25 protein-coding genes, 1 tRNA gene and 3 pseudogenes are annotated in these 24,065 nt (G+C 57.0%); 9 read left to right on the forward strand and 20 right to left on the reverse strand.

What is annotated here, in order from left to right; all coding sequences use genetic code 11:
- Window positions 1–515 precede the first annotated feature (515 nt).
- The 3 genes from ACSKB8_RS04745 (at window position 516) to groL (ending at window position 2,884) form a co-directional block, all read left to right on the forward strand.
- Entirely contained in the window at window positions 516–710 is a 195-nt protein-coding gene (locus ACSKB8_RS04745) for a hypothetical protein (protein ID WP_438110401.1), read from the forward strand.
- Window positions 711–843: 133 nt separating this feature from the next.
- On the forward strand, window positions 844–1,158 hold the full coding sequence (locus tag ACSKB8_RS04750; RefSeq protein WP_438102860.1) for a co-chaperone GroES: 315 nt from the start codon (window positions 844–846) through the stop codon (window positions 1,156–1,158).
- A gap of 85 nt (window positions 1,159–1,243) precedes the next feature.
- Window positions 1,244–2,884 (forward strand): chaperonin GroEL, encoded by a 1,641-nt coding sequence (groL, locus tag ACSKB8_RS04755; RefSeq protein WP_438102862.1) that lies wholly within the window; start codon window positions 1,244–1,246, stop codon window positions 2,882–2,884.
- On the opposite strand, the gene ACSKB8_RS04760 is transcribed toward groL, so the two are convergent.
- From ACSKB8_RS04760 to ACSKB8_RS04775, 4 genes are all read right to left on the reverse strand, one after another.
- Complete coding sequence (locus ACSKB8_RS04760; RefSeq protein WP_438102864.1) at window positions 2,881–3,024, reverse strand: hypothetical protein; 144 nt, start codon at window positions 3,022–3,024, stop codon at window positions 2,881–2,883. The two genes, groL and ACSKB8_RS04760, sit on opposite strands and share 4 nt — an antisense overlap.
- A 137-nt stretch (window positions 3,025–3,161) precedes the next feature.
- Window positions 3,162–4,754 (reverse strand): RNA polymerase factor sigma-54, encoded by a 1,593-nt coding sequence (rpoN, locus tag ACSKB8_RS04765; protein ID WP_438102866.1) that lies wholly within the window; start codon window positions 4,752–4,754, stop codon window positions 3,162–3,164.
- Between the two features lie 436 nt (window positions 4,755–5,190).
- Window positions 5,191–5,430, reverse strand: a complete 240-nt coding sequence (locus tag ACSKB8_RS04770; protein WP_438102867.1) for a hypothetical protein — start codon at window positions 5,428–5,430, stop codon at window positions 5,191–5,193.
- Between the two features lie 713 nt (window positions 5,431–6,143).
- Window positions 6,144–6,671, reverse strand: coding sequence for a hypothetical protein (locus tag ACSKB8_RS04775; protein WP_438102869.1), 528 nt, complete (start codon window positions 6,669–6,671; stop codon window positions 6,144–6,146).
- A gap of 1,134 nt (window positions 6,672–7,805) precedes the next feature.
- Between ACSKB8_RS04775 and ACSKB8_RS04780 the strand changes: the two genes are divergently transcribed.
- A complete protein-coding gene (locus tag ACSKB8_RS04780) occupies window positions 7,806–8,261 on the forward strand; it encodes a hypothetical protein (protein ID WP_438102871.1) in 456 nt (151 codons plus the stop codon).
- A gap of 61 nt (window positions 8,262–8,322) precedes the next feature.
- A pseudogene (locus tag ACSKB8_RS04785) lies at window positions 8,323–8,486 on the forward strand (CopG family transcriptional regulator); the annotation flags it as partial.
- A gap of 3,272 nt (window positions 8,487–11,758) precedes the next feature.
- Here the strand turns inward: ACSKB8_RS04785 and ACSKB8_RS04790 are convergent.
- Entirely contained in the window at window positions 11,759–12,007 is a 249-nt protein-coding gene (locus ACSKB8_RS04790; protein WP_438102873.1) for a hypothetical protein, read from the reverse strand.
- 389 nt (window positions 12,008–12,396) lie between these two features.
- Between ACSKB8_RS04790 and ACSKB8_RS04795 the strand changes: the two genes are divergently transcribed.
- Window positions 12,397–12,473: transfer RNA gene (locus tag ACSKB8_RS04795), tRNA-Ile, on the forward strand.
- Window positions 12,474–12,664: 191 nt separating this feature from the next.
- Here ACSKB8_RS04795 and ACSKB8_RS04800 read toward each other — a convergent pair.
- Window positions 12,665–13,165, reverse strand: a pseudogene (locus tag ACSKB8_RS04800) (tyrosine-type recombinase/integrase); the annotation flags it as partial.
- Between the two features lie 3 nt (window positions 13,166–13,168).
- On the reverse strand, window positions 13,169–13,345 hold the full coding sequence (locus ACSKB8_RS04805) for a hypothetical protein (protein WP_438102874.1): 177 nt from the start codon (window positions 13,343–13,345) through the stop codon (window positions 13,169–13,171).
- Between the two features lie 214 nt (window positions 13,346–13,559).
- Between ACSKB8_RS04805 and ACSKB8_RS04810 the strand changes: the two genes are divergently transcribed.
- A complete protein-coding gene (locus tag ACSKB8_RS04810; RefSeq protein WP_438110403.1) occupies window positions 13,560–13,730 on the forward strand; it encodes a P63C domain-containing protein in 171 nt (56 codons plus the stop codon).
- A gap of 208 nt (window positions 13,731–13,938) precedes the next feature.
- Here the strand turns inward: ACSKB8_RS04810 and ACSKB8_RS04815 are convergent, their stop codons facing one another.
- The 9 genes and pseudogenes from ACSKB8_RS04815 to ACSKB8_RS04855 all read right to left on the reverse strand — a co-directional run bounded on the left by ACSKB8_RS04815 (window position 13,939) and on the right by ACSKB8_RS04855 (window position 19,382).
- Window positions 13,939–14,175: a hypothetical protein gene (locus tag ACSKB8_RS04815; protein ID WP_438102875.1), complete on the reverse strand. Its 237-nt coding sequence runs from the start codon at window positions 14,173–14,175 to the stop codon at window positions 13,939–13,941.
- 486 nt (window positions 14,176–14,661) lie between these two features.
- Window positions 14,662–14,820 carry a hypothetical protein gene (locus ACSKB8_RS04820; protein WP_438102877.1) on the reverse strand — a complete coding sequence of 53 codons (159 nt, stop codon included), beginning with the start codon at window positions 14,818–14,820 and terminating at the stop codon, window positions 14,662–14,664.
- A 156-nt stretch (window positions 14,821–14,976) separates the two neighbouring features.
- Window positions 14,977–15,609, reverse strand: a complete 633-nt coding sequence (locus ACSKB8_RS04825; protein WP_438102878.1) for a hypothetical protein — start codon at window positions 15,607–15,609, stop codon at window positions 14,977–14,979.
- Complete coding sequence (locus ACSKB8_RS04830; protein ID WP_438102880.1) at window positions 15,609–15,776, reverse strand: hypothetical protein; 168 nt, start codon at window positions 15,774–15,776, stop codon at window positions 15,609–15,611. Before ACSKB8_RS04830 ends, ACSKB8_RS04825 begins: the two co-directional genes overlap by 1 nt.
- Before the next feature lie 31 nt (window positions 15,777–15,807).
- A pseudogene (locus tag ACSKB8_RS04835) lies at window positions 15,808–16,543 on the reverse strand (IS5 family transposase).
- Between the two features lie 28 nt (window positions 16,544–16,571).
- Window positions 16,572–16,847, reverse strand: a complete 276-nt coding sequence (locus tag ACSKB8_RS04840; RefSeq protein WP_438102882.1) for a hypothetical protein — start codon at window positions 16,845–16,847, stop codon at window positions 16,572–16,574.
- 9 nt (window positions 16,848–16,856) lie between these two features.
- Window positions 16,857–17,909, reverse strand: a complete 1,053-nt coding sequence (locus ACSKB8_RS04845; protein ID WP_438102884.1) for a hypothetical protein — start codon at window positions 17,907–17,909, stop codon at window positions 16,857–16,859.
- A 264-nt stretch (window positions 17,910–18,173) separates the two neighbouring features.
- Window positions 18,174–18,764, reverse strand: a complete 591-nt coding sequence (locus ACSKB8_RS04850) for a hypothetical protein (protein WP_438102886.1) — start codon at window positions 18,762–18,764, stop codon at window positions 18,174–18,176.
- A 270-nt stretch (window positions 18,765–19,034) separates the two neighbouring features.
- Window positions 19,035–19,382, reverse strand: coding sequence for a lipocalin-like domain-containing protein (locus ACSKB8_RS04855; protein ID WP_438102888.1), 348 nt, complete (start codon window positions 19,380–19,382; stop codon window positions 19,035–19,037).
- 422 nt (window positions 19,383–19,804) lie between these two features.
- Between ACSKB8_RS04855 and ACSKB8_RS04860 the strand changes: the two genes are divergently transcribed.
- Both ACSKB8_RS04860 and ACSKB8_RS04865 read left to right on the forward strand, forming a co-directional pair.
- Window positions 19,805–20,116, forward strand: a complete 312-nt coding sequence (locus ACSKB8_RS04860) for a LysR family transcriptional regulator (protein ID WP_438102890.1) — start codon at window positions 19,805–19,807, stop codon at window positions 20,114–20,116.
- Window positions 20,117–20,127: 11 nt separating this feature from the next.
- Complete coding sequence (locus tag ACSKB8_RS04865) at window positions 20,128–20,751, forward strand: LysR substrate-binding domain-containing protein (protein ID WP_438110405.1); 624 nt, start codon at window positions 20,128–20,130, stop codon at window positions 20,749–20,751.
- Here ACSKB8_RS04865 and ACSKB8_RS04870 read toward each other — a convergent pair.
- The 4 genes from ACSKB8_RS04870 to ACSKB8_RS04885 all read right to left on the reverse strand — a co-directional run bounded on the left by ACSKB8_RS04870 (window position 20,736) and on the right by ACSKB8_RS04885 (window position 24,044).
- Entirely contained in the window at window positions 20,736–21,467 is a 732-nt protein-coding gene (locus ACSKB8_RS04870) for an ABC transporter ATP-binding protein (protein WP_438102892.1), read from the reverse strand. The two genes, ACSKB8_RS04865 and ACSKB8_RS04870, sit on opposite strands and share 16 nt — an antisense overlap.
- Window positions 21,457–22,188, reverse strand: coding sequence for an ABC transporter ATP-binding protein (locus ACSKB8_RS04875; protein ID WP_438102894.1), 732 nt, complete (start codon window positions 22,186–22,188; stop codon window positions 21,457–21,459). The genes ACSKB8_RS04870 and ACSKB8_RS04875 overlap by 11 nt, the downstream gene beginning before the upstream one ends.
- A 144-nt stretch (window positions 22,189–22,332) precedes the next feature.
- Entirely contained in the window at window positions 22,333–23,175 is an 843-nt protein-coding gene (locus ACSKB8_RS04880; RefSeq protein ID WP_438102896.1) for a branched-chain amino acid ABC transporter permease, read from the reverse strand.
- Window positions 23,172–24,044, reverse strand: coding sequence for a branched-chain amino acid ABC transporter permease (locus tag ACSKB8_RS04885; protein ID WP_438102898.1), 873 nt, complete (start codon window positions 24,042–24,044; stop codon window positions 23,172–23,174). The genes ACSKB8_RS04880 and ACSKB8_RS04885 overlap by 4 nt, the downstream gene beginning before the upstream one ends.
- Between the last annotated feature and the right edge of the window lie 21 nt (window positions 24,045–24,065).

The raw sequence follows: 24,065 nt of genomic DNA on the forward strand, positions 1-24,065 counted from the left end.
CACCACCTTCCGAGTCCGGAATAACGCGGCCAGGATCACTCAGGCGAGCGCCGTTGCCGCTTTGCGAACTGACAAGCCATAGCGCAAGGCTGTGCACGTGAGGACTTGCTCGTGGTCCCACGATTTACCTTCACCAGCAGAGGCGGCCAGAACCTGTACGATGCTGAAAGCATTGCTTCATTGAGCGACGGTCCGATCGTTGGTTGGTCTCCTGCCACTGAATGCGTTCGAGCCGCGCGTTTGGTTCACTCCTTGAAGAGGTCGCCGCCGGCTCCTGACCGTCAGCTCCAGTCAACTACCAAGGTTAGCGATTGAGCGAGATGAAACGAGGCTCTTATTTTTCACGATCGGCTTGCTTAGAATGAGAGGGCATCACCGAACTTGTTCACGCTCCCTCGCTGTTGCGGACAAGTCGCGGTAACTCGATGAGAATACGATCCAATGAAGCAAGCCCGGCGAACGCCTGTTACGCAGCGCCTTAATCCGCGCTAGGGTTCGCTTCGGCCGGAGCCGGTATCTGCGCAGTCAATGAGACCAAGCTGAGTGGCTTTAGCAGCACTAAGGTTCTCGAGCGTACCAATCTCTGGGCGTTCTTCCAGGCCGAGAGCATCCGCTGCGAAGTCGTTCAGACCTCGGCCGAGCACGGCAATCTCACACTGCGGGCGGATCAGTTAGCTTCGATAAATGATTCTGGCGGAGACGACTTCTGAGTGTGATTTTTTGCTGGCACCTCTTGCTCCCGTAGAAGCCCGTCCTATTTCAGCTGCGCCTGCGCTAGTACTCGCAGGCATCGATTGCTAACAAGATTGAAATCTCAACTCGTGCAAATGTTAGGAGGACTGCATGCACTTCCGTCCGCTTCATGACCGCGTCGTGGTCAAGCGCATCGACGCAGAAGAGAAGACCGCTGGCGGCATCATCATTCCCGATACGGCCAAGGAAAAGCCCTCCCAGGGCGAAGTCATCGCCGTTGGCCCAGGTGGCCGCGACGAGAGCGGCAAGCTGATCCCGATCGATCTCCAGGTCGGTGATCGTGTGCTGTTCGGCAAGTGGTCGGGCACCGAGGTCAAGATCGACGGCCAGGAGCTGTTGATCATGAAGGAAAGCGACGTCATGGGCGTGCTCACCGACGTGTCGGCCAAGAAGAAGGTCGCTTAATCCAACCGCTCGCACTGCTCACCCCTGAGGAGCGCCTGCCGGGCGCCTCGCCAAGGGTGAGATAAGACAACTCAGGGAAATCAATATGTCAGCTAAAGAAGTGAAATTCGGCGTTGACGCCCGCGATCGCATGCTGCGCGGCGTCGACATCCTCGCCAATGCCGTGAACGTCACGCTCGGCCCGAAGGGTCGTAATGTCGTGCTCGACAAGTCGTTCGGCGCGCCCCGCATCACCAAGGACGGCGTCACTGTCGCCAAGGAGATCGAGCTCGACGACAAGTTCGAGAACATGGGCGCCCAGATGGTACGCGAAGTGGCCTCCAAGTCCGCTGATGCTGCCGGCGACGGTACCACCACCGCGACCGTGCTCGCGGCTGCGATCGTCCGTGAAGGCGCCAAGGCCGTTGCCGCTGGCATGAACCCGATGGATCTCAAGCGCGGTATCGACCTCGCCGTAGACGCCGTCGTTGCGGACCTCCAGAATAACTCCAAGAAGGTCACCTCGAACGAGGAGATCGCCCAGGTCGCCACGATTTCGGCCAATGGCGACGCCGAGATCGGCAAGTTCCTCGCCGACGCCATGAAGAAGGTCGGCAACGAGGGTGTCATCACCGTCGAGGAAGCCAAGTCGCTCGAGACCGAGCTCGACGTCGTCGAGGGCATGCAGTTCGACCGCGGCTACATCTCGCCCTACTTCGTCACCAATGCCGACAAGATGCGCGTTGAGATGGACGACGCCTACATTCTCATCAACGAGAAGAAGCTCTCTTCGCTGAACGAGCTGCTGCCGCTGCTCGAGGCCGTGGTGCAGACCGGCAAGCCGCTGGTCATCGTCGCCGAGGACGTCGAAGGCGAAGCCCTTGCGACCCTGGTCGTGAACCGCCTGCGCGGCGGCCTGAAGGTCGCGGCCGTCAAGGCTCCGGGCTTCGGCGATCGCCGCAAGGCCATGCTGCAGGACATCGCGATCCTGACCGGCGGCCAGGCGATCTCGGAAGATCTCGGCATCAAGCTCGAGAACGTCACGCTCAACATGCTTGGTCGCGCCAAGAAGGTGATGATCGACAAGGAGAACACCACGATCGTCAACGGCGCCGGCAAGAAGGCCGACATCGAGGCGCGCGTGGCCCAGATCAAGGCGCAGATCGAGGAGACCACCTCGGACTACGACCGTGAGAAGCTCCAGGAGCGTTTGGCCAAGCTCGCCGGCGGCGTCGCGGTGATCCGCGTCGGCGGCGCGACCGAGGTCGAGGTGAAGGAGCGCAAGGATCGCGTTGATGACGCGATGCATGCGACCCGCGCGGCCGTGGAAGAAGGCATCCTGCCGGGCGGCGGCGTCGCCCTGCTCCGTGCCTCCGAGCAGCTCAAGGGCCTGCGCACCAAGAACGACGACCAGAAGACGGGCGTCGAGATCGTGCGCAAGGCGCTGTCCTGGCCGGCCCGCCAGATCGTGATCAACGCCGGTGAAGACGGCTCGGTGATCGTCGGCAAGATTCTCGAGAAGGATCAGTACGCCTACGGCTTCGACTCGCAGGCCGGCGAGTACGGCAACCTCGTCACCAAGGGCATCATCGACCCGACCAAGGTCGTGCGCACCGCGATCCAGAACGCCTCCTCCGTGGCGGCGCTCTTGATCACCACCGAGGCCATGGTCGCCGAGCTGCCGAAGAAGGCCCCTGCCGGCCCCGCAATGCCCCCGGGCGGCGGCATGGGCGGCATGGATTTTTAAAGTCCGACGCTCTCAATGAAATGCGAAACCCCGGCAGCGATGCCGGGGTTTTGCTTTTCAGCTCGCTTCCTGTGGGTCATTGACCAGAGGATGCGACTGACGCGCCCGATGAGGTTGTCCATGGACACCTCGCCGATCATGGAGCTGTCCGGCGAGTTTGTCCCTATTGTTTACGAATGCTGGCTGGCCGGTGAGACGAGCGTGTTATCGCAATAACCCGTCTCCCAGCTAACTCAACGGCTCGCTTGGTTGATGCCTAGCGTTGAGACGCGCGCAATCAGGCCGGCTGGGTGTTGCGGGAACGATCGGACAAGGCGGTGGAGAGGACGTTGCCAAGAGCGCTCTGCTTGTCGCGGCGGCGTTGTACTGAGGAGGGTATGCGCATGGCTTCGCGGTACTTCGCGACCGTGCGGCGGGCAATATCAATGCCGGAGGCGCGCAACCGTTCCACGATCGCGTCGTCCGACAGGATTGCGGACAGCTCCTCCGAATCGATCAGCTGTCTGATGTGGTGACGGACGGCTTCGGCGGAATGCGCCTCGCCGCCGTCGGCCGAGGCGATCGAAGTCGTGAAGAAATATTTCAGCTCGAACATCCCGCGATTGGTCGCCATGTATTTGTTGGCGGTGACGCGCGACACCGTGGATTCATGCATCTGGATGGCGTCGGCGACGGCCTTGAGACTGAGCGGTCTCAAGTGCGCGACACCATGGGTGAAGAAGCCGTCCTGCTGGCGGACGATCTCGGTAGCGACCTTCAGGATGGTGCGGGCGCGCTGGTCGAGCGCGCGCACCAGCCAGGTCGCGTTCTGGAGCGCATCGGTGAAGTAGGATTTATCGACGTCTTTGCCCATCTTCTTCGACAGCTCGGAGTAATAGGTCTGGTTCACGAGCACGCGCGGCAAGGTGTCGCTGTTGAGCTCCACATGCCAGCCGCCGTCGGGACCCGGGCGGACATAGACCTCCGGCATCATGGTCTGGACGCGCGCAGGGCCAAACCTCATGCCGGGCTTGGGATTAAGGCGGCGGATCTCGCGGATCATGTCGGCGATGTCTTCGTCATCGACGCCGCAAACGTTACGCAAGGCTACGATGTCGCGCTTGGCGAGGAGATCGAGATTCTCGACCAGCGCCTGCATGGCCGGATCGTAGCGGTCGAGTTCACGGAGTTGGATCGCCAGGCATTCGCTCAAATTGCGCGCGCAGATGCCGGGCGGATCGAATTTTTGCAGCACGGCAAGGACGTCCTCGACATCCTGTTGCGATGCGCCGAGACGCTCGGCGGCCTGGCCGAGATCCGGCGGCAGGTAGCCGGCCTCGTCGACGAGGTCGATCAGGTACTGGCCGATCATGCGCGGCGCCGGCGCGGTGAAGGCGACCGAGAGCTGCTCGGCAAGGTGGTCGGCGAGCGTCATCTCGGCGGCGACGAAGGCCTCGAGATTGTAGTCTTCATCTCCGGAGGCGCCGCCGCCCCATTCGGTGTAGACGCTCGCCGCGGCATCCTGGGTATTGCGAACGCCCTCCTCGGCAGCCTCTTCGGAAACAACGTCGTGTTCGATATCGATACGGCTGCCGAGATCAGAGTTGGGCCGTTCTTCCTGGCCGAGCTCAAGCGTTTCGGCGGCCACGCCTAAGGACTCATGGTCTTGGCCTCCGGGTTCCTCGCGCTCCCTGAACCTGGTTTCGTCAGAAACATCACCGGTGGCGAGCTCATTGTGGCCAGCGGGCTCGAGCAGCGGATTGCGTTCAAGCTCTTCCTCGACGAAGGTCGTGAGATCGAGATTAGACAATTGCAGCAGCTTGATCGCCTGCATCAACTGCGGCGTTATTACCAGCGACTGCCGAAACTCAAATCTCTGCGTCAGACTCATAACGCAATCCTTTCAACACTGGTCCAATTCTTGCTTATCATAGAGCGGAAGTAGACGACAAGAACTTCGGTACAGCGGCACGGCCCTCATCACTCTCGGCGCAAGCAGGCTCGCTCGCGGGCGCGCCGTCCGCCAGATCAACCGGGTCCACCGACAATGTGAGGAAGGACTCGCCGTCCGCAAGTGGCGCCGCAAGCTGTGCGAATCCGAGCTTTGATCCCGGTGGGACCGGGCCAACAAGCGCTGGTCGCTTCACTTTCGTCCACGCCGGTTCGGCAGCGGCCGGTACTTCCGCGTCTCAGATTGTCGACAACCTCACCAAGGAATGTCTGGAATCATCCAGTCCGGACGGGCCAAGAACTCACGACGCGTCGTATGGCGTCGCAGGCCAGAAATCATCGAGTCCAACTGTCGCACCGAGGAAGAGCTCCATGGACTAGCGCTTCGTCGAGCTCGACACGTCGATGCAGAACGGCTTCGAGAGTTCAACGGTCCCGCGTGCAGTTGGCTGCCCAATAAGATCCTGTTCTTCGATGTCGAAATCGACCGTGCCACGCTCGCCGAAGGCCTGAGGTTTAGCTAAAGCGAGCACAGATGCGCGCATAAGCGGGGTCACGAAGCCGAACCACACAACGCGTTGCAGGGGAACGCGCCCGCGCGCATTAGCTGCCGCCATTAGGGGCGCGCTTCCCGAACGAACTGCTGCAAAGCTGTTTAGTTTGCATGAAACCCGACGGCTTCGTCTCGTTCGCTCGCGGAGCTGGTCGGAAGCGTACAACGCGAAACATATGCGTATACGATGATCAGCATTTCCGCAGGAGAGTGAGTGGATGAACCGTGATCGAGTTTTCCGCTATGGGCTGGCTCCCGACTTGATTCAACTCCACAGCGTCTGGGCCGAGACACGAATCTTGGCACGGCACGTGCAAACCCGCTCTTGACCGGGATTTTGCATCATCCTCCCGAGTCCGCAAGTAACGCCGTCCGCGACCATTTCAAGCGGGCGGCGTTGCTGCTTCACCAGCCCACCAGCCACAGCGCGAGCGCTACGCACATGAGTATGCTACCACGACAGCAATTCCGAGAAACACGAATTGCTTGTGGTCCATCCCAATTCCCTTGCCGCCCGTTCAATGCCCGAAACGGACAAGCGTCCCTTTATGCGTAGACGCTTCGCCCGAATTGGAACAGAACGGCTTGCGAATGAAAACCGTAATCTCGCAGCCTCCTCTGCGCATCCCCAAAACCCGGCCATTTAACGGCCGAATGCTGCGGTGGCGTCTGCTTCCGGCCGGGAGGCTATGCGCGCCCCTCAGCGAAACGTCCTCGTCGAGGACATGAACGTGTGGCGCTTGCCAAGCGGCGGCTGCAAAAGCTCTCGTCGGCACCTCACCAGCTCTTCCTAAAGTTTGCTGTCAGACTCATGTTCGCCATGCCTTGTGCGGTCTGCCCGATGGCGCTGGAAATCGTGACGCCGTTGAACAGCGTCTGCTCGGCGCCGAACCTACGCAGCCATTTGTCGTCGGTGGTCGACATGCTCTGGCCAACGACAAGGCTCGTGCCGATGCCGGTGATTGTCACTTTGGCCGAGTGATGGGTCGCATAGTTCCGCGTCACCTGCCCGAGCATGCCGAGGAGCGGCATCTGGCCCTTCTGGATCAGGTCGCATTCGATCTGCAATGCCAGCAAATCATCGCTCTGCAGGGGCATCGACTTGATGAGCGAGGCTCCGATCTTGCTACTCTGCTCGCCCGGATCAAAGCGCGCGTCCACCACGGTTTTGTCCCAAATGGAGCCGAGCCCGGGACCGGTGCCTGCAGCCCAGGCGACGCCAGAGGATTGGGGCACGTTACCGCCATTAGCAGCTTTCTCCGCCAGCAAATCTAACGATGTGGTGGGCTCGTGCGCCACGGTCATGTCGGCTCCGATCCAAGTGTCCCAAAACGGAGGGATCGACTTTTTGACGGCGACTGCGGAGGCGCCGTTTGATCTCGTGCTGGACGACCAATTCAGACTCTCGCTGGCAGGCCCAGCTTGCGCGGCGTGTGACTCGGCGACAACTGTCGACGCGAAAACGAACGCGGCCGCCCGGAGCGGCGACTTGGCTCGGGCAACTCCTGTCGTAAGTTCTACAATGTTGCCAGCAGAGGATTCCGCAAGATGCAGAGCGAGAAACTGATTTGTCATTTTTAAGATCTCGTGGCCGGCGTTCTCGCATCTTGTTTACAACCTGACGCCACGCTCGATTCAACCCCTTTCGAATAGGTGCTTTAAATAAACGAGGACCAGAAATCGCTCCATTGAAAGACGGACACAGTTACGTGGTTTAGAGAATCCGTGCGGAGGCCGTCTTGGTTTGACAGAGGTTGGCAGCTTGCTTGACAGCCTTCCTTTCGGCGTAAGTTAGAGTTTCGCAGCCTCCACACAGAGAGCCAGCGAATTGTCCAGACAGAATGGGAGCAGGCTGTATCGCCCGGCCGCCGCCGCAATCAGTGCGGCAAAGTTTAGAACGCTCGCGGCAGGCTGGGTGTGCGAGCTGGGGTGAGATGATCGTAAACGACTTCGCGCTCACATGCCGCTGGGAAGCAATTCGCTCACCGGGCATATTATGGCAAGGCAGCCCAGGACGGCACCTGAAGCGAAAATGGCTAACCGAGGCGTCGCAATTTGTGGAGCGGTCTCCGTACATAGGCCATGCGCGCAACGCCAACCTTGATGCTGCCTACGACTGACTATTTCTTGAATAATTCAAGTTCGATGTACCAGCAAGTTCTGTCGTTCTCCGTTCGGCATAGCGCTTGCTTCATGCACAATACCATTACGGAGCCGTCGCCGTGATGTAGGGGCGGACCCCGCTGTCTGTCTAAACGGCATGGAGTCCGCCCAACCATTTCCGCCTGATTGACGCGAATTTTGAGACCACTGCGGTTGGGCTAGGCTTGTCATCATGCCCTATCTCTCAGTGGTTGTGACTCCTGCCTAGGGGTTCGTCACGAATGGCGACCGCCTCCGGCGCACACATACCCTGAACCCTACGAGCGAGTGTATTCGATGAAGCTATCTCAACCGTTCGCAATGATCGGTTGTCTCATCAACCGGCAAACGATCCCGCGGATCATGGTGATCACCGCATTGGAATGGGTGTTCATGCAGGCCGGCCTGGTCTCGAGCTGGCCTCGACCAGCACATGCCAGCGCTCCGTCGACTGGGATTCTCGGCGATCCGGTCCGGGCTGATGACCTGGATGCAAATTACAGGTCTGTTAACGCTCGGTCATTCCCAGCCGGGCATTGCCACGTCACGGAGCTAGAGCTCGGTGCTATACAGTTCGGCTCACACTACGCAGACGTCGTTTCGGTATTCGGTTGTGCAGGCACTCTCACGGCACGCGAGAATGCGGGGGATATCAAGTTACACCTATTTGCTTGGAACGACGGGCAGGTTTTGGCGATGTTCGCAAACGGCCGGCTATTGATCGCATCGCCGATCTTTTGCAAGGATCCATGATCTTGGTTTGTGAACAGACGTGCTTGCAGCCCAGGTCTCAGCCTATCTCGATCCACTAGTCATGAAGACCTGTCGGCCGATGCCGCCCGGCGTGAACAGCCGATGTCACTCATCGCCATAGCCGCAATCGCGTCCTTTCGCCGCGCGGCTATACTAGGCGTCTCGATCCGCATTGCACGGCTCGGCATCGGGATCTCGGTTGAGACCTTGGCGTTGTTCGTTCGGTGTTGCTCTACCTTCCAGCGCGGAGCGCTTTTGTCGGCGATTAACTTCTGAGCCGAGAGCCATCGTACCCGCCAGTCGGAGCCGCATCCCCAGTACGCCGCAGACTCCACCAGGGACATCTGCCTGGAGGATGAACCAGTTCGTCGTTACCGGCGGCTCGCCGACCCACAGTGCGGCCCGAGGCCACGACGCAGAGGATGGAACACTGAAAACAATCGGGTGAGATTCCCAAGCCTTGTCCCGTAGCCTTAGGATCGCCTCCTTCATGGTCCAGATACGAAAAAAGCTCGTCCGCCACATCCATCGCGGCGCGCACGCGGTTCTGCATTGAGCCGACCGTCAGCTCTATACTTCGTCAATTGGTCACGCCACAATGACGTCGGTTTCGATTGTCTTGTCCCTGAAATCATGACTACCGCTTTGCCCCACCGAAAAACAGATCTTCCGCGAAGCTGAGGATACGATGCTCTTGCTCGCTGGCACACCTCTCAAATGAGGGCGAGAGAGCATTCCGATGCAGGATGTCTTGGTCAACTTCTCTTTCGCCGCCGCTGGGCTACCACTCGTTGGCCCTTGTCGGATTCGAGACGTCGATGTCCGAAGCGTGGCAAGGAGGCCCAGCGATCAACCAGCGCTGCGAGAGGGGCATTGTTTCTCTTCAGAGGAGTTCGGTCTGCCGTGATTGGCACATCGGTTCCTTGAAACGCGGAGGGCCCCGTTTAGGACCATGCCGGTCTTGTGGGAAACCTGTGTGAGAGTTCCGATGCCTTCCGCGATTGATCCAAGTGAGCGCCACGCTGATGCTCACGCATCGGAGGCACGCACATACGTGACGACGGATCTCTTCACCCGATGACCTCTCAATTTCCCGGCGACGGCGGGACTGCTCTGCACCGGCGACACGTCAAAGGAGTTACCCCAAGATATAGCGTGCGATGGCGTGTGCCGCGGCTCGCTCCAGCAGACTGATCTACTCAGCCTAAGCCTGGAGCTGACGCGCAACGATGTGACACCAGCAGCAACAACGGGTGCGGAGCTCTCAAAGTTAAGAGGCAGCGGCACTGCCGTTTGCTCAATTTAGGCAAATACCTGATGCACCTCGAGAGACATTGGCGCAACGAGAAGATCTCAATGCCAAGCTGTTCGGCGGCCTTTTGGCTCGAGCCGTTTCGATTGCCTTAAGCAGCTCGGCGAAAACACGGCGGCAGCCGCTCCTATCCAGCGGCTGATGTCGGGTTGCCCGGGTAAGGTTCGGCCTCTCAAACTCGTCGAGGGCAGTCGCCTCTAGAAGCGCAACCTTCCGTTCGGCATGCCACTTGCTCGGTGCTGACCAGCATCACCGCTCCTCTCGCGGCGATGTAGGGCGGACCCATGGAAGCAATGGCACTCATCGCGCCGGGTCCGCCCGCTCACGATCCATGCCGGTGTGTCGCACAATGAACTCTATATTCGGGCTGATGCGTCGTATTTGCGCATGCCGTCCCGTGACCACGTCTACGATGCAGGAAGCCCACTGTTACACGAGAACCAGTACTTCAGCGGAAGCGGGCGAATGGATACGATTATGACGTCGAGTGTGGCATCAGTTTGCTACCGTGTCGACGGGAACGGGGCGGCGCCGCTTCCAGTTAAGACCGAAGCGCCCTAAGAGGCAATTCGGATTGGATCACGACACCACATCCTACTTCCTGTTGGGAATCAGCTGCGATCTTACACTTCCTCGACACTCTTGTTGTTTTGATCAACGATAAACGTCATTGCCACTTCCGTGGATGCTCCTCAGGCGAAACTATATTCGTATCACGCACCGCGCAGCGATCAACGAGTTCACAATTGTTTCTCTGATGTTTGGAGATAGTATCCACAACGTGTGTCGACTAGATGACAAACTCACACGGCATCGCTCACCTTCTCGAAGATACCTTGTGCTGGCCGTATGCAGTCGCTCGATTTTTGTTCGGCATGATGCTTGCTTTGTCATGGCAATCATCACCGTCCCTCCCAATCACCCGGTGATGTAGGGCGGCCCCGAAGCTTTGGGCTCATCGCGGAGGGGCCGCCCGCCCAATAATGTCTACAGGTGGATGGTAGCTTGAAAGTCATGTTTAGGGCTTCCCCGTGAGCGAACTTAGGGTTTTGTGGCTACTGCCTACAACAAAACAACTCTATCCATGTGCGAGAGGAGCACGATTAAGGGAGCGCAGCCTATTTCGAACTCGATCTTTGAATTTGACTCTCATGTCTACCCGAAAAAGCATCACACGACCGACAAACTACACGTGCGACAGACGAAATGCGTCAGCCGACAATCTCGACGGAGGGTTCGATATCCTTGTGTTAGTCGAGTCAGAAACTCAGTATCGCCGCGCAAGATCGATTCTCAAGGAGGCATTCACTGACGGAGCGGACTTAGAAGGTGACGACAAACTGGACGAGCGATTTCACAGACCTGGCATCGCGCCCTATTTCTTGCTCGTTCGCGGGCAACCCGCAACTGGGGCTGGTTTGATACCGCGAAATGCGATGATGCCACAGTCGATACATGTTCTATACATTGCCATCCGCGCAACCGACCGGGAAGACTAACCTACCCGGACGATGAAGCAATCAATCGCCAAATTGCCGCGGAAAATGGGCGCCCGCAGAATTCTGATGGGGGCAGAAAACCCGAATTGCATGCCACTCGATGATCCCCATCGAAAAGAGCTCATCCGACGTTCGGCTAGGGGAATGTATCTGCTGCAACGGGCTAGGCGCGAGTTTTATCGACGATCCGGCCCGAGCTGCCGTATATACAAGGCCTGCTTTCGATGATGGGCAAAAGGTGAGAACCTCACTTCTCTTGGGCTTTGTGCCTATCGAGCCAGAGCCGGCAAGCTTCTTTAATCCCGATGGCGCTATCGGCAACTTTATCTCGAGCTGATGCAACTTGATTACGAGGCCGAAACGCTCGTATCTCGTCGAGTCAGTTGGCGGCTAGATGATGTCCTGCAATTCGCGATTTGGACGAATGCTTGTCGCGAGGAACGTCGTTAGGTGTCGCTTCATCCCTCGGGATTGCCCAATTAATTATGCGCAAACTTGAGCGACGTGGATCCGACGTCGTTCAACGGAATACGAGTCCGCCCCTTTCACCAATACTCGACAATGATGCTTGCACAAAGAAGCAAGCAGCGTGGCAAACAACGCGGAGCCGGCCGTTCCAAATATCTACCGACCCGCTCGGTCTTTCAAACGACAATTGACCTTGCTCGAAAACCGCCAAAGTTGGTTCAGCATTTACGCGCGCGATCGAAGGTTTGGTCACCTTGCACTTTCTGGAAGTCGGCCGGGTCTTTCGGAAGTGAAAATGTGAGCGGGAAGGTCTCGGCAGAAAGAGAGCTGAGCGCGGCCTGTTCCTCTACAAGGCGTTTCTCGATGAGTTGGCGTTCTACGTCTGACATTTTTGTCGCTATTAGTCGTCGATACCGATGTATGTTGTTGCGGTGAGCACGAATGCGAGCCAAATCTTCATCGAGCATCGTCGTAAATCCTGAAGAGCCAAGCAGCAGAAAAGATTTCGCACCGCGAGACTCTGGCGTCGTTGAGAGTGCACAGTGGGCCGGATCATTGTCTTTTGTGATAGAGTTTGCCGATAGCCTCAGGCCTTAAAATGACTCTCCTCGTCCAAGTCACTTTCGCCGGGGGAGCGCTTGCTTGATACCTGGCTGCTGACGCGATACATAAACTATATCGGGTATCGAATATCACCATGACTTGGGGTCATGGCGCTCGAAACAGGCATTTGAGCCCTTTCCTTGAAGGATTCCTTCATGATAGGTGAGCAGTGGACCGTTGCCGGATATTTGATAAAACAGCCCGTGAAGGCAAGGTGGGGCCCGCTCCACCAGGTTGGGAGCCACTCCCGAGTGGGCCTGTAGCTCAATGGTTAGAGCCGACCGCTCATAACGGTCTGGTTGCAGGTTCGAGTTCCTGCCGGGCCCACCAATATTTTCAAGGGCTTGACCCGGCTTCGCGCGCTTCGTCCTTTCATCAACCAACGAAACAACCAAACCTACGTTCTTGCTCGGTGCCGAGTGCGTTCCGATAGCGTTCGCAGCCCCGCGCAGGTGGTCGGGATGGTGATGGCCGTAGGTTTCTCGTAGCGTCTTCTCACTCATCCCGAGGAAACCGGCGGCTTCCCACATTGGCGCTCCCTGCTGCATCAACCACGTCGCTGCGGTGTGTCGCAGCGTATGCGGCGTCACGTTGCCGATGGAGACGTCCAGCTTGGCAAGATCGACAGCCGAAGCAAACCCCGTCTTCACCGACGCAACAGGCTTGCCGTTCCACTCCACAAAGTGGCTCTTAGCAATACCCCGCCGTGACCACCGACGCAGATGGGCCAGCAATCGGTTTGGCAACGGTGCAGGTGTCTGACGTTTGGTCGTCGCTCGTTTGCCAATAGCCAGCCGATAAAAGATGCCGCTGTCCAAGTCGACGAACGACCTTCCGGGCTCGCGGAAGGGGGATGCACTAGCAATCGCGCCTGCCCTAGTTCCTGTGTAAAGGCCGATCAAAATGAACCGTGCCACGTGCCGCAACGGCCTCTTGTCGGTTTCGATCTTCTGTCCCTTCAGCGCTCCCACGTGGACGGTCTGTGTTTCTCGATATCGCCAGCACATCCAAAGAAGCTTCATCACCTACTCTGACTCCGGCCTTCCGGTGACTTTTTGCGCCGACAAACTAAGTTCGATGTCGTTGATCTGCTCCACAAGCCGCTCAACGATTTGTTCATAGTCCGTTGGCGCCAATACATCCGCGCCCCGCGCCGCCAGCTCATCCTGATGAATCCTTGCCAAGAGAAGCTTGACGCTCATCTGAAAATCCATTCGCGATGAAACAGCTGGCAAAAGCGCAGAAGGCTGAAATCCTAACGCGGGCCCTTGCTCACAGCTGAACGACGAAGCAACTGGCTACGAGAAAATTCGTCCGCAAAACGCGCTTCAAGAATACCTCGCTATCATCGTCCGAAAGGAGCTTGCGGCGTGGGTGAAGAAATTCCCGGATGAGTTCTACGAGAATATCTAGAAACTGAAGGGGTGGGCGTGGCCCGGAATGTCAAAGAACAGATACAGCGTCGTTGGGCATTACACCAATAATCTAGTGTTTGAGCGACTCGCGCCGGGGCTGTTGAGGGACTTGCGTCTAAGACGCCAAGGAAGGAAAACGGGCATAGGCCGAATAAGCTGCATCAGTGGTTGACTGAAGATGTTGGCGATCCACTGCTCGCCCAGCATCTTCACAGCTTAATGATGTTTCAGCGGCTAGCGATAGCTAATGGCTACGGAGGGCAGCGATTCCTACACGTGGTCGATCAGGTATTGCCTAGAAGGGGAGATACTCTGCAACTTCCGTTTGACGATCCAAACTTGGACAAAGAGGCCGCCAACTGAGGCGGCCTCTCCGCTCGTTATTCTACCGTGATTTTTCTGCACCAAACATTTACCCAGCGCTGGCCGTCCGGATCGCGACCTAGTTGGATTCCAGAGACCACTTCGCCAGGGGCATCACAGTGAACTTGTGCGCCGCCGCCGTTGTCTTTTGGTTCCTTACTTTGAATGGGCCCCCTGACTGGGCCCATCTTCACTTCGAAAGCAAAGGCAGCCGTCGATACCATGACAAGCAAGATGGCTAACGCTACACGCATGTAGTCCTCCCCTTTTTGAGGGCGTTCATTCACCGCCCAAATCAGAAGATGGTCAAGTGTATTCGGCTTCCGACGCAACGCCGGAGAGCGCCACATGCAAACTAGGCCACTGCATAGTTCAAAGTAGGCCATTGGGCATTAAAGCAGGCAGAAGCCCGATAAGAACATATTGCGAACAAGAACAAAGATGATACAGTAAAGCCAATGCCAGCTTCCGTCCCAAACCAGCCGAGTGATCCCGACCGCCTCGAAGCGGCGGCCGATCAGGTCATAGAGGCTTGCGGCGGTGATGCGCGGGAAGCAGTCAAGGCTCTGATCGTCGCCAATGAGTTCTTGGAACGGCGATTGGAGGAGCTTGCTTCACCCGGTTACGCGCGCGGGCGAGTCCTGCCGCGCGATAGGCGGGATTGGTACGATTGAGGATAGACAATGATTACTTGCCCAATCTGCGGTTCTGAAGCCGAACCGCTTCCAAAGACAGGAGACTCAGAAGGCTTCGATTGCATCCGGCACGGTAAGTTCAAAGTAGCCGGTACCGTTTTTGCTATCGATACCGGGGGACGATGGGAAAATGCATTGGCCAAAGCGAAGGGTCGGGCCGCCTTTGGCGAACTGCCTTTGATAATGACCTACGATTTCTAACATGATCTGAATTCATGACCCCTTGCGCGTGGAGCGAGGAAGCGACGGCATAGCCGCACTGCTTTCCGCCGAACGGGCCTAGTGAAGCCGCTAAGGCGTTGCGCTGTCCGGTCGGGTTTAGTGTTGAATTCTGGTCAAGCCGAACGATGCCGAGCAGCCTCAGCCGATGTCTTCTGGCTTAAAATACAAGTTGATGGGGGTGTGTCGCACTCGAAAGGGTAGACCGGAGCCTTTGTGGACGTGATGCGTGTTCAAGATCAGCGGATTCGCCGCGCACTGGGAAATCTCTACATCCGGCCTAGCTTCAGATAGCCGCTCGCACCACTTTTTCATCATGCCCAATAGATTCTGGCCGAAGAAGTAAATAATCATCCCACCTGCATCTTGACCGGGCAGCCCCGTGGAATAGCGCGTATCAAGTTGCTGGAACCCTTTCAAAAGCCAATCGTAGGAGTCGTGAATCTTTGCCTCCCCTATCCAGAGGAAGCCATCTCTAGCTTCGATGATGATATCGCAATGTCCGCCATACTGCGTGTCATGGCTTGCCTGAAAGCCAAGAGCCTTCAAGTCGGTTACTATATCAATCGAAAGAGCATCCTCACCCCTACCTTGTCGATGTTGACGGGTCTTGGAGTGTTCAAGCACGATCCAATCAATGGCGCGATTCACCGCAGAAAGCCGGTCGGCATGGGAGGCAGCAAACATCGCGCGAAACCGGATTTGGTCGGGCTCAGAGTTGCCGAAGAGACCATTGAGTTCGGCAAATGATATGCGCCCGTCGTTTTCCATCATCAGGCAGCCTTAAAATTGGCCGATGGCACAAAGAACGGAAATATCTTTGACTCGAAGTCTTCGACGGGCTCCCCCGTTTCCGGGTGAATAAACTCGCCTGCAGAGCGAGCAGAGTTTAGATATTCAAGGGAAATCTCATGTTCCGTGTGATCATCATCCACCAGCATGGCATGCGCATCTAAGGCCTGTTTACAGTCGCTAGTTTGCGAGGAAAGCCGCGACGAGATTGAGGAGGCCGGCAAAGCAGGCGTCTGTCTTTTCGTAGCGAGTTGCGATGCGGCGGAATGCCTTGAGCTGGCAGAAGAAGTTCTCGACCAGGTGGCGCCATTTGTACATTTCGGCGTCGTGCGGGATGCGCCCGGCGCGGTCGGCCTTGGACGGGATGACCGCTGCGGCGCCGCGTTGGTTCAGATTGGCGCGCAGCCAGTTATTATCGAAGGCCTTGTCGCCGATCAGCGCTTCAAAATCGAGGCCAGTGATCAAAGGCTCGACGCCAATGCTGTCGTGACGCTGGCCGGGCAGCAGGACGAAGCGAATGAGATTGCCGAGTGCGTCGACCAGAGCCATGATTTTGGTAGTCAGGCCACCACGCGAGCGGCCTATGGCCTGATTTTGAGTCCCCCTTTGCCCCGGTGCCATGTTGGTGGACCCGGACGAGTGTGCCGTCGATCAGGACATATTCGAAATCGGGATCGTCACAGAGAGCTTTGAAGACCCGCTCCCAGACCCCCTTCTGCGCCCAGCGCCAGAAGCGCGTATACACTGTGAACCACTTGCCGAACGCTTCCGGCAGATCTCGCCACGGCGAGCCCGTGCGCGCAATCCAAAGAACTGCTTCGATAAAGAGCCGGTTGTTACGCCCGGTGCCGCCGGGATCACCGGCTTTGCCAGACAATTCCGGCGCAATCCGCTCCCACTGCGCATCGCTCAACATCAATCGAATCAAGGCTGATCTCCAATTTTCAGCCTTGAATCAATTTTCTACTGATTTGGGAATCCTGTCTGTAAACAGGCCTTAGTGCAGCAACCTTGGAGTTGACGAGAATCGTTATCGCATTGAGCAATTCAGAATCTACGCTTTCCTTCTTTGCAGCGTGCCTGAGGCTCGTAAATGTTAGCAGTTGCAGCTCATTTAGCGGACGCTGCTCCATGTATTCGATAATCGCAAAGCAAGTACTGATGGTTGGCTCATCGCCCCACCCTTTAGCAAGCTCCTCTTTTATTTTCATAATACTCATTGTTTCCATTTAGTTCTTCGGAAGAAAGTGCTCCATTCTCGATTTGACGTAGTCGAAGTCGTCACATCCCATGCAATTCCTAACTACAGCATCGATCAACTCGGGATGCGAATCTGCCGATGCGCGACCGCTGCTGTGCAGGCTCAGTTCTGGTACCGAGTATTTGTCTCTACCAATCTTTCTTCGCCAATGTACGCTTAGCCTATAGGGTTCAATAGGCGTACTTAACGCGGCCTTCCCACCCTTGTGATACGCCTCTTCGCGAAGGCAATGGGCCTTTCTTCGCATCTTCTCATGTTTCGTAGATGCGGTCGTTGTTCCAAACGCCAACTCAACCACCGTGCCTTCCTTCGAAGCGCGATAAATCGCATTGATCAAAGGAAAGAGGTTCACCGCAACGCCCAAGCTATCTTCGAAGTCGATCAGCTTGAAGAACGCATAACGCACGGCGGCTTGGGCAGCTTCGCCAACGTCTCGGTGCATGCCCTGAGGAAAGTCTATACGAATATCGATGACGTTGCCGCTTGAAGGTATCCAGACGACGTCCATTGCTTGATGACGAACGTGCTTGAGACCATATACTTCTTCGTATTCATCGTACAGGCCGTCTCGCAGGTCGTTAGCATCCAATGGCTCGCGCGTGGTCACAATCCGCGCGGATGCCATGACGACCGCAGTTCCGTTTTCTGCCCGCTCGACTGCAACGAGGGTTGGCTTATTTGGCGCGTCGGCTAGTGCGTCTTCATCAAGATAGAGCGGATAGACGTCGCCGAAAACGCTTTCGGGTACCTCAAGACGTTTTACCTTCGCCCGAATTGCGTCTGCCTTGGTAGAGCCGACCTTAAAAACACGAACCAGCTTTTCGCCGCATAGGTGATGCTCCACTAGGGATACGGCGGCAACGTCGAGCTTTTCGGAAAAGTCCATATCTTGGTCGGATAAGGCGGCAATTGTCTTTTCCCATCCCTGTCGCCGTGGTAGTTCAGCTACACTCAAAATACGTTGCGCAACCGGCCATGGCATCCGCTTGCTCATCGTGCGCGCAATTTCAGACATTTCCATCGGACCCCCCAGCAAAAGCATCTTCCTATATCGCCGGAGCAACTGCAACTAGCGAAAAGTTCGGTGGACAACCGCTGAATCGTGAATTGGACGGGAAGACGGCCGAAACGACCGCCCTCCCTTCCCTAGATGATTAAAGTGCTCGCATTTTCTTCGCAGTAGTAACCGTCTTTACAATTGTTCGCGACGCCTTCAGGTCTGCAATCTGTTGCTGAACCCTCGCCAACCCCGCAGCGTCAGCACCACGCGCATCAATGGTGACGTTCACGGGCGCGCTAACGCCGTGTCAGGAACGACACCGTTAGGGTAAATCTTCGAACCCTTTTCGATGTATCGAAGCTGCGGCCCTTTCTCGCCAACGATTGACCAGCCGCCCGGAGCGTTGTCCGGGCCGTCTGCAAACATTGGGAACGAAAGACCGCCAGTACCGGCGCCAAGTCCGCTAGACCATGTCGGGGACGAACTACCTAACCCGAGCAGTCCGAGAAATCCGCTTCCTGTCGTGCCGACGAATGCCTTGCTCCACAAGGAATCCACAGCCATAGACATCAGCTTGTCGGCAATCTTGTTCAGTGCGTTCACACCCGCCTGCTGGAACGAAGACCAAAACGAGTTGCCCGCCTGCATAGCGTGCGTTAGGTCTGTCGCGAATTCGGTAATGTCCTGTCTGGCTTCGTTGCTAAACTCCCTCAGAGCGTTGTTCATCCGCATTTGCGCAGCTTCCGCACTGTTAAGAGCGGTTGTGACGTCCGGGTCGATGTTCTTTAGCGCTGTAGCAATCTGAACGTCTTGCGGCGTCAAGAACGCCGTCTGATTAGAGAAGTTGATTTGGTTCGCAACTTTCGCTTTCTCCAACGCCAAAGCTGCATCACCGGCACTTTGGGCTAACTTCTCGCATCCGGCCCGCCGCTGATCCGTGGTTGCAATCCCCTCGCGCTCCGCAGCCGCCTCTAGTGAGCCATGGCTCTAAGATGCTCGATATTGTCTGCAGTCGTACCCACAGAGTCGGCAGCGGCTTGCTGCGTTTTGATGTGCTTATTGAGCGACTCCGTTGCCCGATCCAGTGAATCATTACTGCCGTTCTTATCTCTACCGGCTACCCGCGATGGAATTGGATTCTCATAATCACTCGCCGTTATCCACCGTCGTGATGAAACGGCCATCTTCCAGGCGATATTTTCCAGAGTACGCATACATGGTGCGGAACGCGGCACTCTGCCCATCGGGCCCTTCGGGCGCCCTGCGATCCTCAGCAGTAATCAGGACAAAGAGACGGTACGACGAGGTGAAAAGAACATAGCCTGCGGGCCGCTCACCGAAGGGCGAGGCCTTTTGTTCCTTTGTATCGTCTCGTGCAGCACCCAGCGTTTCAGCTTCCACGTGCCCACTAGCTTGCTGCTGTCGGCGAAAGCAGGATGAACGATAGAGAGTGCGATCACCATCGCGAGAAACGTGCGCATTGTTAAACTCCATCGCGTGCTTCGGCTCGGCAGACTGGTGTGCAACGGGGCTTCGTCATGCCAGATCGCGCTTCTTGCTCCACCCAATATCAATTTCATCCGTCGCCATGCCGAAAGTGTATGATCGAAGGCGTCAGCAAGATTTTTGGCAGGTCAACTATCGGCCACGATCTAAGTGAATTCGCCCACTCGGCTGCGTCCCGACCGTCATTTCATCTCGGACGACTGTGGGCACAGGTTACTTGGCTCATTTCCCTTGCGCCAACTTGCCGCTATCGCACTGATTTTACAGTAAAAATTATCGTCTAGCCGCATCTAGATCAGCTGCTCAATTTTTTTGCACTTACCGGCCGTCCATCCCTTATCCTGCGGCGAAGGGCGAACCTGAACCAAGGCCCGATTGCAAGGGGAGAAAGCCTTCCAGGTGAGTGAGAAATGAACCTTAGACAGATACGATACTTCCTCAAAATTGCCGAGCTTCGCAGCTTCACGCGCGCGTCCGAAGTCCTCAACATTGCGCAGCCCGCGCTGTCCCGGCAGATCCGCATGCTCGAAGAAGACTTGGGCGAAGCTCTCTTCTCGCGCTCAGGCAAGGGCCTCGCGTTGACCGAGACGGGGCGAGCACTACGAGAGAAGGCGACAGCACTCGTAAATCAGTTTGATAAGCTCCGCGATGAGGTCGTAGACCAATCCGTACCGCGCGGCCATCTGACCGTCGGGCTCCCCCCGCCCTTGGACAGTTCCTGAGCATCGAACTCATCGACGAGTACTGCCGTCGCTATGCCGACGTTCATTTGCATATTCGCGAGGGAATCAGCATCGATCTGATAGGAAATATCCAGGAGAGCAAGCTCGACTGCGCGATAGTGGTATTGGATGATACACCCGGTGTTGACGTTGAGCCTTTGCTCCGGGAAGCCTTGTTTCTGGTCGGTCCGCCCTCGGCAAAGCTTGCACTAGACACACTAGTAAGCCTGCGTGAAGCCGAGAGCCGGCCCCTGATCCTGACAAACAGAATGAACAACTTTCGTATCGCGATCGAAAACGCGTTTGCGCGCGACGGAATCCCGATGCGCATTCTTGCAGACAGTAATTCCACCAGCATGATATCGGGATTAGTGGCGCAAGGAATGGCCTACAGCATCCTGCCGTATTGCGCGATTTGTTCCGCGCTGAGTGAAGGCAGGATCTCCGCGAGTCCGATCAAGGATCTCTACGTCGACTGGGCCTTCATCCATCCTTCGCATGGAGAACTCACCACTCCTGGCAGATTGTTCCGCGATTTGCTATTCGACATGATCCAGCGAAAAGTCGAGAGCGGGAATTGGACCGGTGCGAACACCGCGCCGGTTACTTCGCCGCTCCGTCACGCACCGAGATAGAGTTGTTTGATTAGTTCGCTGTTCCTTAGCTCCGCCGCGTCGTCGGCTGCAAAGGCGACAGCGCCGTGTACCAGAACGTATCCGCGATCGGCTATGCGCATAGCTTCCTGAAAGTTCTGTTCAGCCATGAGCACGGTCAGACCCAGCCGCTGCTTCAACTCGCCGATTTTGGTGATCGCCTGAGTGACCATTATCGGCGCGAGCCCGACGGAAGGCTCATCCACCAGAAGTATCCGAGGCGACGACATTAAAGCGCGAGCCAACGCGAGCATCTGCTGTTGGCCGCCGGACATCGAGCCCGACAGCTGACGGCGTCTTTCCTTCAGAATGGGAAAGGCATCGTAGCAGTATTCCATATTCGTCTCGATTTTTCCTCGTGCGGCCTTCCGGTAGGCGCCTAAGAGGAGATTTTCCTCGACAGTCAGTTGGGGAAACAGGCGGCGGCCCTCCGGCACGATGCTGATCCCCTGATCGACAATCTGTTCGGTGCTCAACTGCGACAAGTCCAGAACCCGACCGTCGATCTCAAGTGTGAGCTTCCCACGCGCGGGACGAACGTCGCCGATGAGGCACTTCATCAGCGTGCTCTTCCCATTACCGTTGGTGCCCAGAAGCGCCACCGTTTCGCCTTCACGGACCTCGATCGACATTCCGTGAAGAACCTGCACCGCGCCATAGCCGGCGTGCAAATCACGGACTGAAATTCTAATTGCCAAGATAGGCCCTCCGTACTTCCGGATTCGACATCGTCTCCTCCGGCAAGCCGTCGCATATGATCCGGCCAGCACTTAGGCATACGATGCGTTGCGAGAATCGCATCACCGCCTGCATGATGTGTTCGACCATGATGATGGTGATGCCTGTCGAATTCAGCTCCAACAGAATATCGAGGATTTCGCTAACTTCCTTAGCCGCCAATCCCGCCATCGCTTCGTCGCAAACAAGTAGTTTCGGTCTCGCCGAAATCGCTCGCGCAAGCTCCAACTTGCGCAATTCGACCTGTGACAGGTCTCCCGCTCGCGCATTCATTCTGTCCGCCAGACGAACGCGACGGAGCGACTCGTGCGCCTCGCTGTAGACGGATTCTACGTTCGCCATATCTATCAGGCCGTGAACGATATATTCGAGCGGAACCATCAAATTGTCGACGACGGACATCGATCGAAAAGGCATCGGTATCTGAAACGTCCGGGCCATGCCTGCCTTCGCTCGGCGATGCGAAGCCAACGCGGAAATATTCTCGCCCTGGAACAAAATAGCCCCGGTGTCGATCTTCAGAACGCCCGAGATGCAGTTGATCAGGGTTGTCTTGCCAGACCCGTTTGGACCGATCAGCCCGATACGTTCCCCGACGGCCACATCTAGACTCACATTGGACAGGGCCGTAAAGCCAAAGAAGCGCTTCGTGACATCCTCGACCTGCAACAGAGATGCCATCAGGTTCTCCACCTTGGCTTGACGTTTTGTATCCCCTTCGCCCACGCAGCCAATCTACGGGCTCGCTGCAACAGGCCCACAAGCCCGTCCGGGGCGGCGATCACGAAACACACCAGAAGCGCTCCGACAATGAACAGATGAAGTTCAGGAACTCGCCGAAGCTGCGAATTGCTGGCTGGTAGCAATCAAGATGGCCCCAAGCACAGGCCCCAGCCAACTCGACATCCCACCGACAACTGCCATAGCCAAGGCCATCACTGAATAGTTCAGGCTGAAGACCGAGTGCGGCTCGACGAAGCTTGAATACAGCGGAAGAGGCGCTCCCGCCGCAGCCATCAGAGCTCCTGATATTGCGCAGGCGACAAGCTTCAGCTTCAAAGTTGGAACTCCAGAACATTCCGCCGCCATTTCTGCGTCACGCACCGCTCGCAGGCCGCGCCCAAGCCAAGATTTTTCAACGAAGCGCGCAACAATGATCGACAGAACGGCCAGGATCGTCATCACGACCAGCAGCATCCGGGTGTAGGTCTCGAATCCAAACGGAACCGCCGGACGAATGATCTGCATACCACTTGCTCCACCGACATAGCGCCAATTCAAAACGAATGTCTCGATGATGATCGCCGCAGCAACCGTCGCGATCGAAAAGAAGATGCCTTTCAAGCGTAACGTTAGAAGTCCGGCTCCCAGTCCCAAAAGTGCGCCGATGGCAGCTGCACCGGCAACCTGCACTGGAAGCGGCGCGTTGAACTTCATGAAGAGCAGCAGCGCCGCGTAGGCACCTACACCAAAGAACGCTCCGGTACCAAAATTTACGTAACCAGCGTAGCCACCCAAAATGTTCCACGCCGTCGCAAGAACAATGTACTGAAGGACAACGTAGCCTACATAGAGGTAGTACTCGTTGAGGCCCCACGCCGGCAGGAAGTAGGCGCACGCGGGAAGCAAGATCGCTGCAGCCCAAGAGGGGACCGAATTAATTTTCATCGCCCGAACAATCCCTGTGGCCGTATGCCGAGCACGAGAAGCAGCAAACCGAGCGCCACCGCGGGCGCCCAGGACGCTCCGAACATGGTGAGCACGATTGACTCGGTGACCCCTAGGATGATGCCGGCCGCCAACGTTCCGCTCATGCTTCCGAGGCCGGCCAGAACCACGACACAAAACGTCCTGCCGATATAGACTCGGTCTAGGCTTGGTTCGATGGGACTAATGATTGCAAGTAGTGCTCCCCCGATCGCAGTTGCCGCAGTGGCAATTCCAAAAGCCCACTGTTTGGTACGAACCGGATCAGCCCCGATTATTCGAAGGGCCCATGCGTCGTGGGCCACCGCGCGAATCGCGCGTCCCTGAAAGGTCCGCAGCAGATACAGCCTCAATCCGACCGTTAGACCGACCGCAACGCAAAGGGCTACGATCAGGCGCCACGGAATTCGCATTTCACCGATACCGAGACTGCTGCCGATGTAAGGAGCGCTGACGTTGCGCTGGTCCAGACCGAATGTCATTGACAGGAAGACCTGCACCATGAAGGCCACGCCGAAAAAGAAGGCGATACCTCGCACCCCCGTCTCCGCGCCGCGCTTCTCGAAGACCTCGTAGTAGAATCGATAGACGATCGCTCCAAGAAAGAAAAACGGCACAAGAATAAGAAGGGCAGCCACCAGCGGATCAAACCCATAGGTGCCGAGGAGATAAGTCATATACGCGGCGAGCACGAGGAACGCGGCATGTGCGATATGAGGAACGTCCAACAAGCCGAAGGCTATAGACAAGCCGATGCTGACGGCTGCATAAAAGCAGCCGACAAGCGCACCGAAGACCAGCGCTTCCAATAACAGCTCAATAGAATGCATCGTTCTCCTCCCTGCTCGAAC

Origin of the sequence: Bradyrhizobium sp. BR 1432, from assembly GCF_051547705.1 — a bacterium.
In the GTDB taxonomy this organism is placed as follows: domain Bacteria; phylum Pseudomonadota; class Alphaproteobacteria; order Rhizobiales; family Xanthobacteraceae; genus Bradyrhizobium; species Bradyrhizobium zhanjiangense.

Coding starts and splice junctions, on each gene's coding strand:
- ACSKB8_RS04750 (WP_438102860.1), top strand. CDS start 844: ATGCACTTCCGTCCGCTTCATGACCGCGTCGTGGTCAAGCGCATCGAC.
- groL (WP_438102862.1), top strand. CDS start 1,244: ATGTCAGCTAAAGAAGTGAAATTCGGCGTTGACGCCCGCGATCGCATG.
- ACSKB8_RS04760 (WP_438102864.1), bottom strand. CDS start 3,024: ATGATCGGCGAGGTGTCCATGGACAACCTCATCGGGCGCGTCAGTCGC.
- rpoN (WP_438102866.1), bottom strand. CDS start 4,754: ATGAGTCTGACGCAGAGATTTGAGTTTCGGCAGTCGCTGGTAATAACG.
- ACSKB8_RS04770 (WP_438102867.1), bottom strand. CDS start 5,430: ATGGCGGCAGCTAATGCGCGCGGGCGCGTTCCCCTGCAACGCGTTGTG.
- ACSKB8_RS04775 (WP_438102869.1), bottom strand. CDS start 6,671: ATGACCGTGGCGCACGAGCCCACCACATCGTTAGATTTGCTGGCGGAG.
- ACSKB8_RS04780 (WP_438102871.1), top strand. CDS start 7,806: ATGAAGCTATCTCAACCGTTCGCAATGATCGGTTGTCTCATCAACCGG.
- ACSKB8_RS04790 (WP_438102873.1), bottom strand. CDS start 12,007: ATGCTCGATGAAGATTTGGCTCGCATTCGTGCTCACCGCAACAACATA.
- ACSKB8_RS04805 (WP_438102874.1), bottom strand. CDS start 13,345: ATGAGCGTCAAGCTTCTCTTGGCAAGGATTCATCAGGATGAGCTGGCG.
- ACSKB8_RS04815 (WP_438102875.1), bottom strand. CDS start 14,175: ATGCGTGTAGCGTTAGCCATCTTGCTTGTCATGGTATCGACGGCTGCC.
- ACSKB8_RS04820 (WP_438102877.1), bottom strand. CDS start 14,820: ATGTTAGAAATCGTAGGTCATTATCAAAGGCAGTTCGCCAAAGGCGGC.
- ACSKB8_RS04825 (WP_438102878.1), bottom strand. CDS start 15,609: ATGATGGAAAACGACGGGCGCATATCATTTGCCGAACTCAATGGTCTC.
- ACSKB8_RS04830 (WP_438102880.1), bottom strand. CDS start 15,776: ATGCTGGTGGATGATGATCACACGGAACATGAGATTTCCCTTGAATAT.
- ACSKB8_RS04840 (WP_438102882.1), bottom strand. CDS start 16,847: ATGAGTATTATGAAAATAAAAGAGGAGCTTGCTAAAGGGTGGGGCGAT.
- ACSKB8_RS04845 (WP_438102884.1), bottom strand. CDS start 17,909: ATGGAAATGTCTGAAATTGCGCGCACGATGAGCAAGCGGATGCCATGG.
- ACSKB8_RS04855 (WP_438102888.1), bottom strand. CDS start 19,382: ATGGAGTTTAACAATGCGCACGTTTCTCGCGATGGTGATCGCACTCTC.
- ACSKB8_RS04860 (WP_438102890.1), top strand. CDS start 19,805: ATGAACCTTAGACAGATACGATACTTCCTCAAAATTGCCGAGCTTCGC.
- ACSKB8_RS04875 (WP_438102894.1), bottom strand. CDS start 22,188: ATGGCATCTCTGTTGCAGGTCGAGGATGTCACGAAGCGCTTCTTTGGC.
- ACSKB8_RS04880 (WP_438102896.1), bottom strand. CDS start 23,175: ATGAAAATTAATTCGGTCCCCTCTTGGGCTGCAGCGATCTTGCTTCCC.
- ACSKB8_RS04885 (WP_438102898.1), bottom strand. CDS start 24,044: ATGCATTCTATTGAGCTGTTATTGGAAGCGCTGGTCTTCGGTGCGCTT.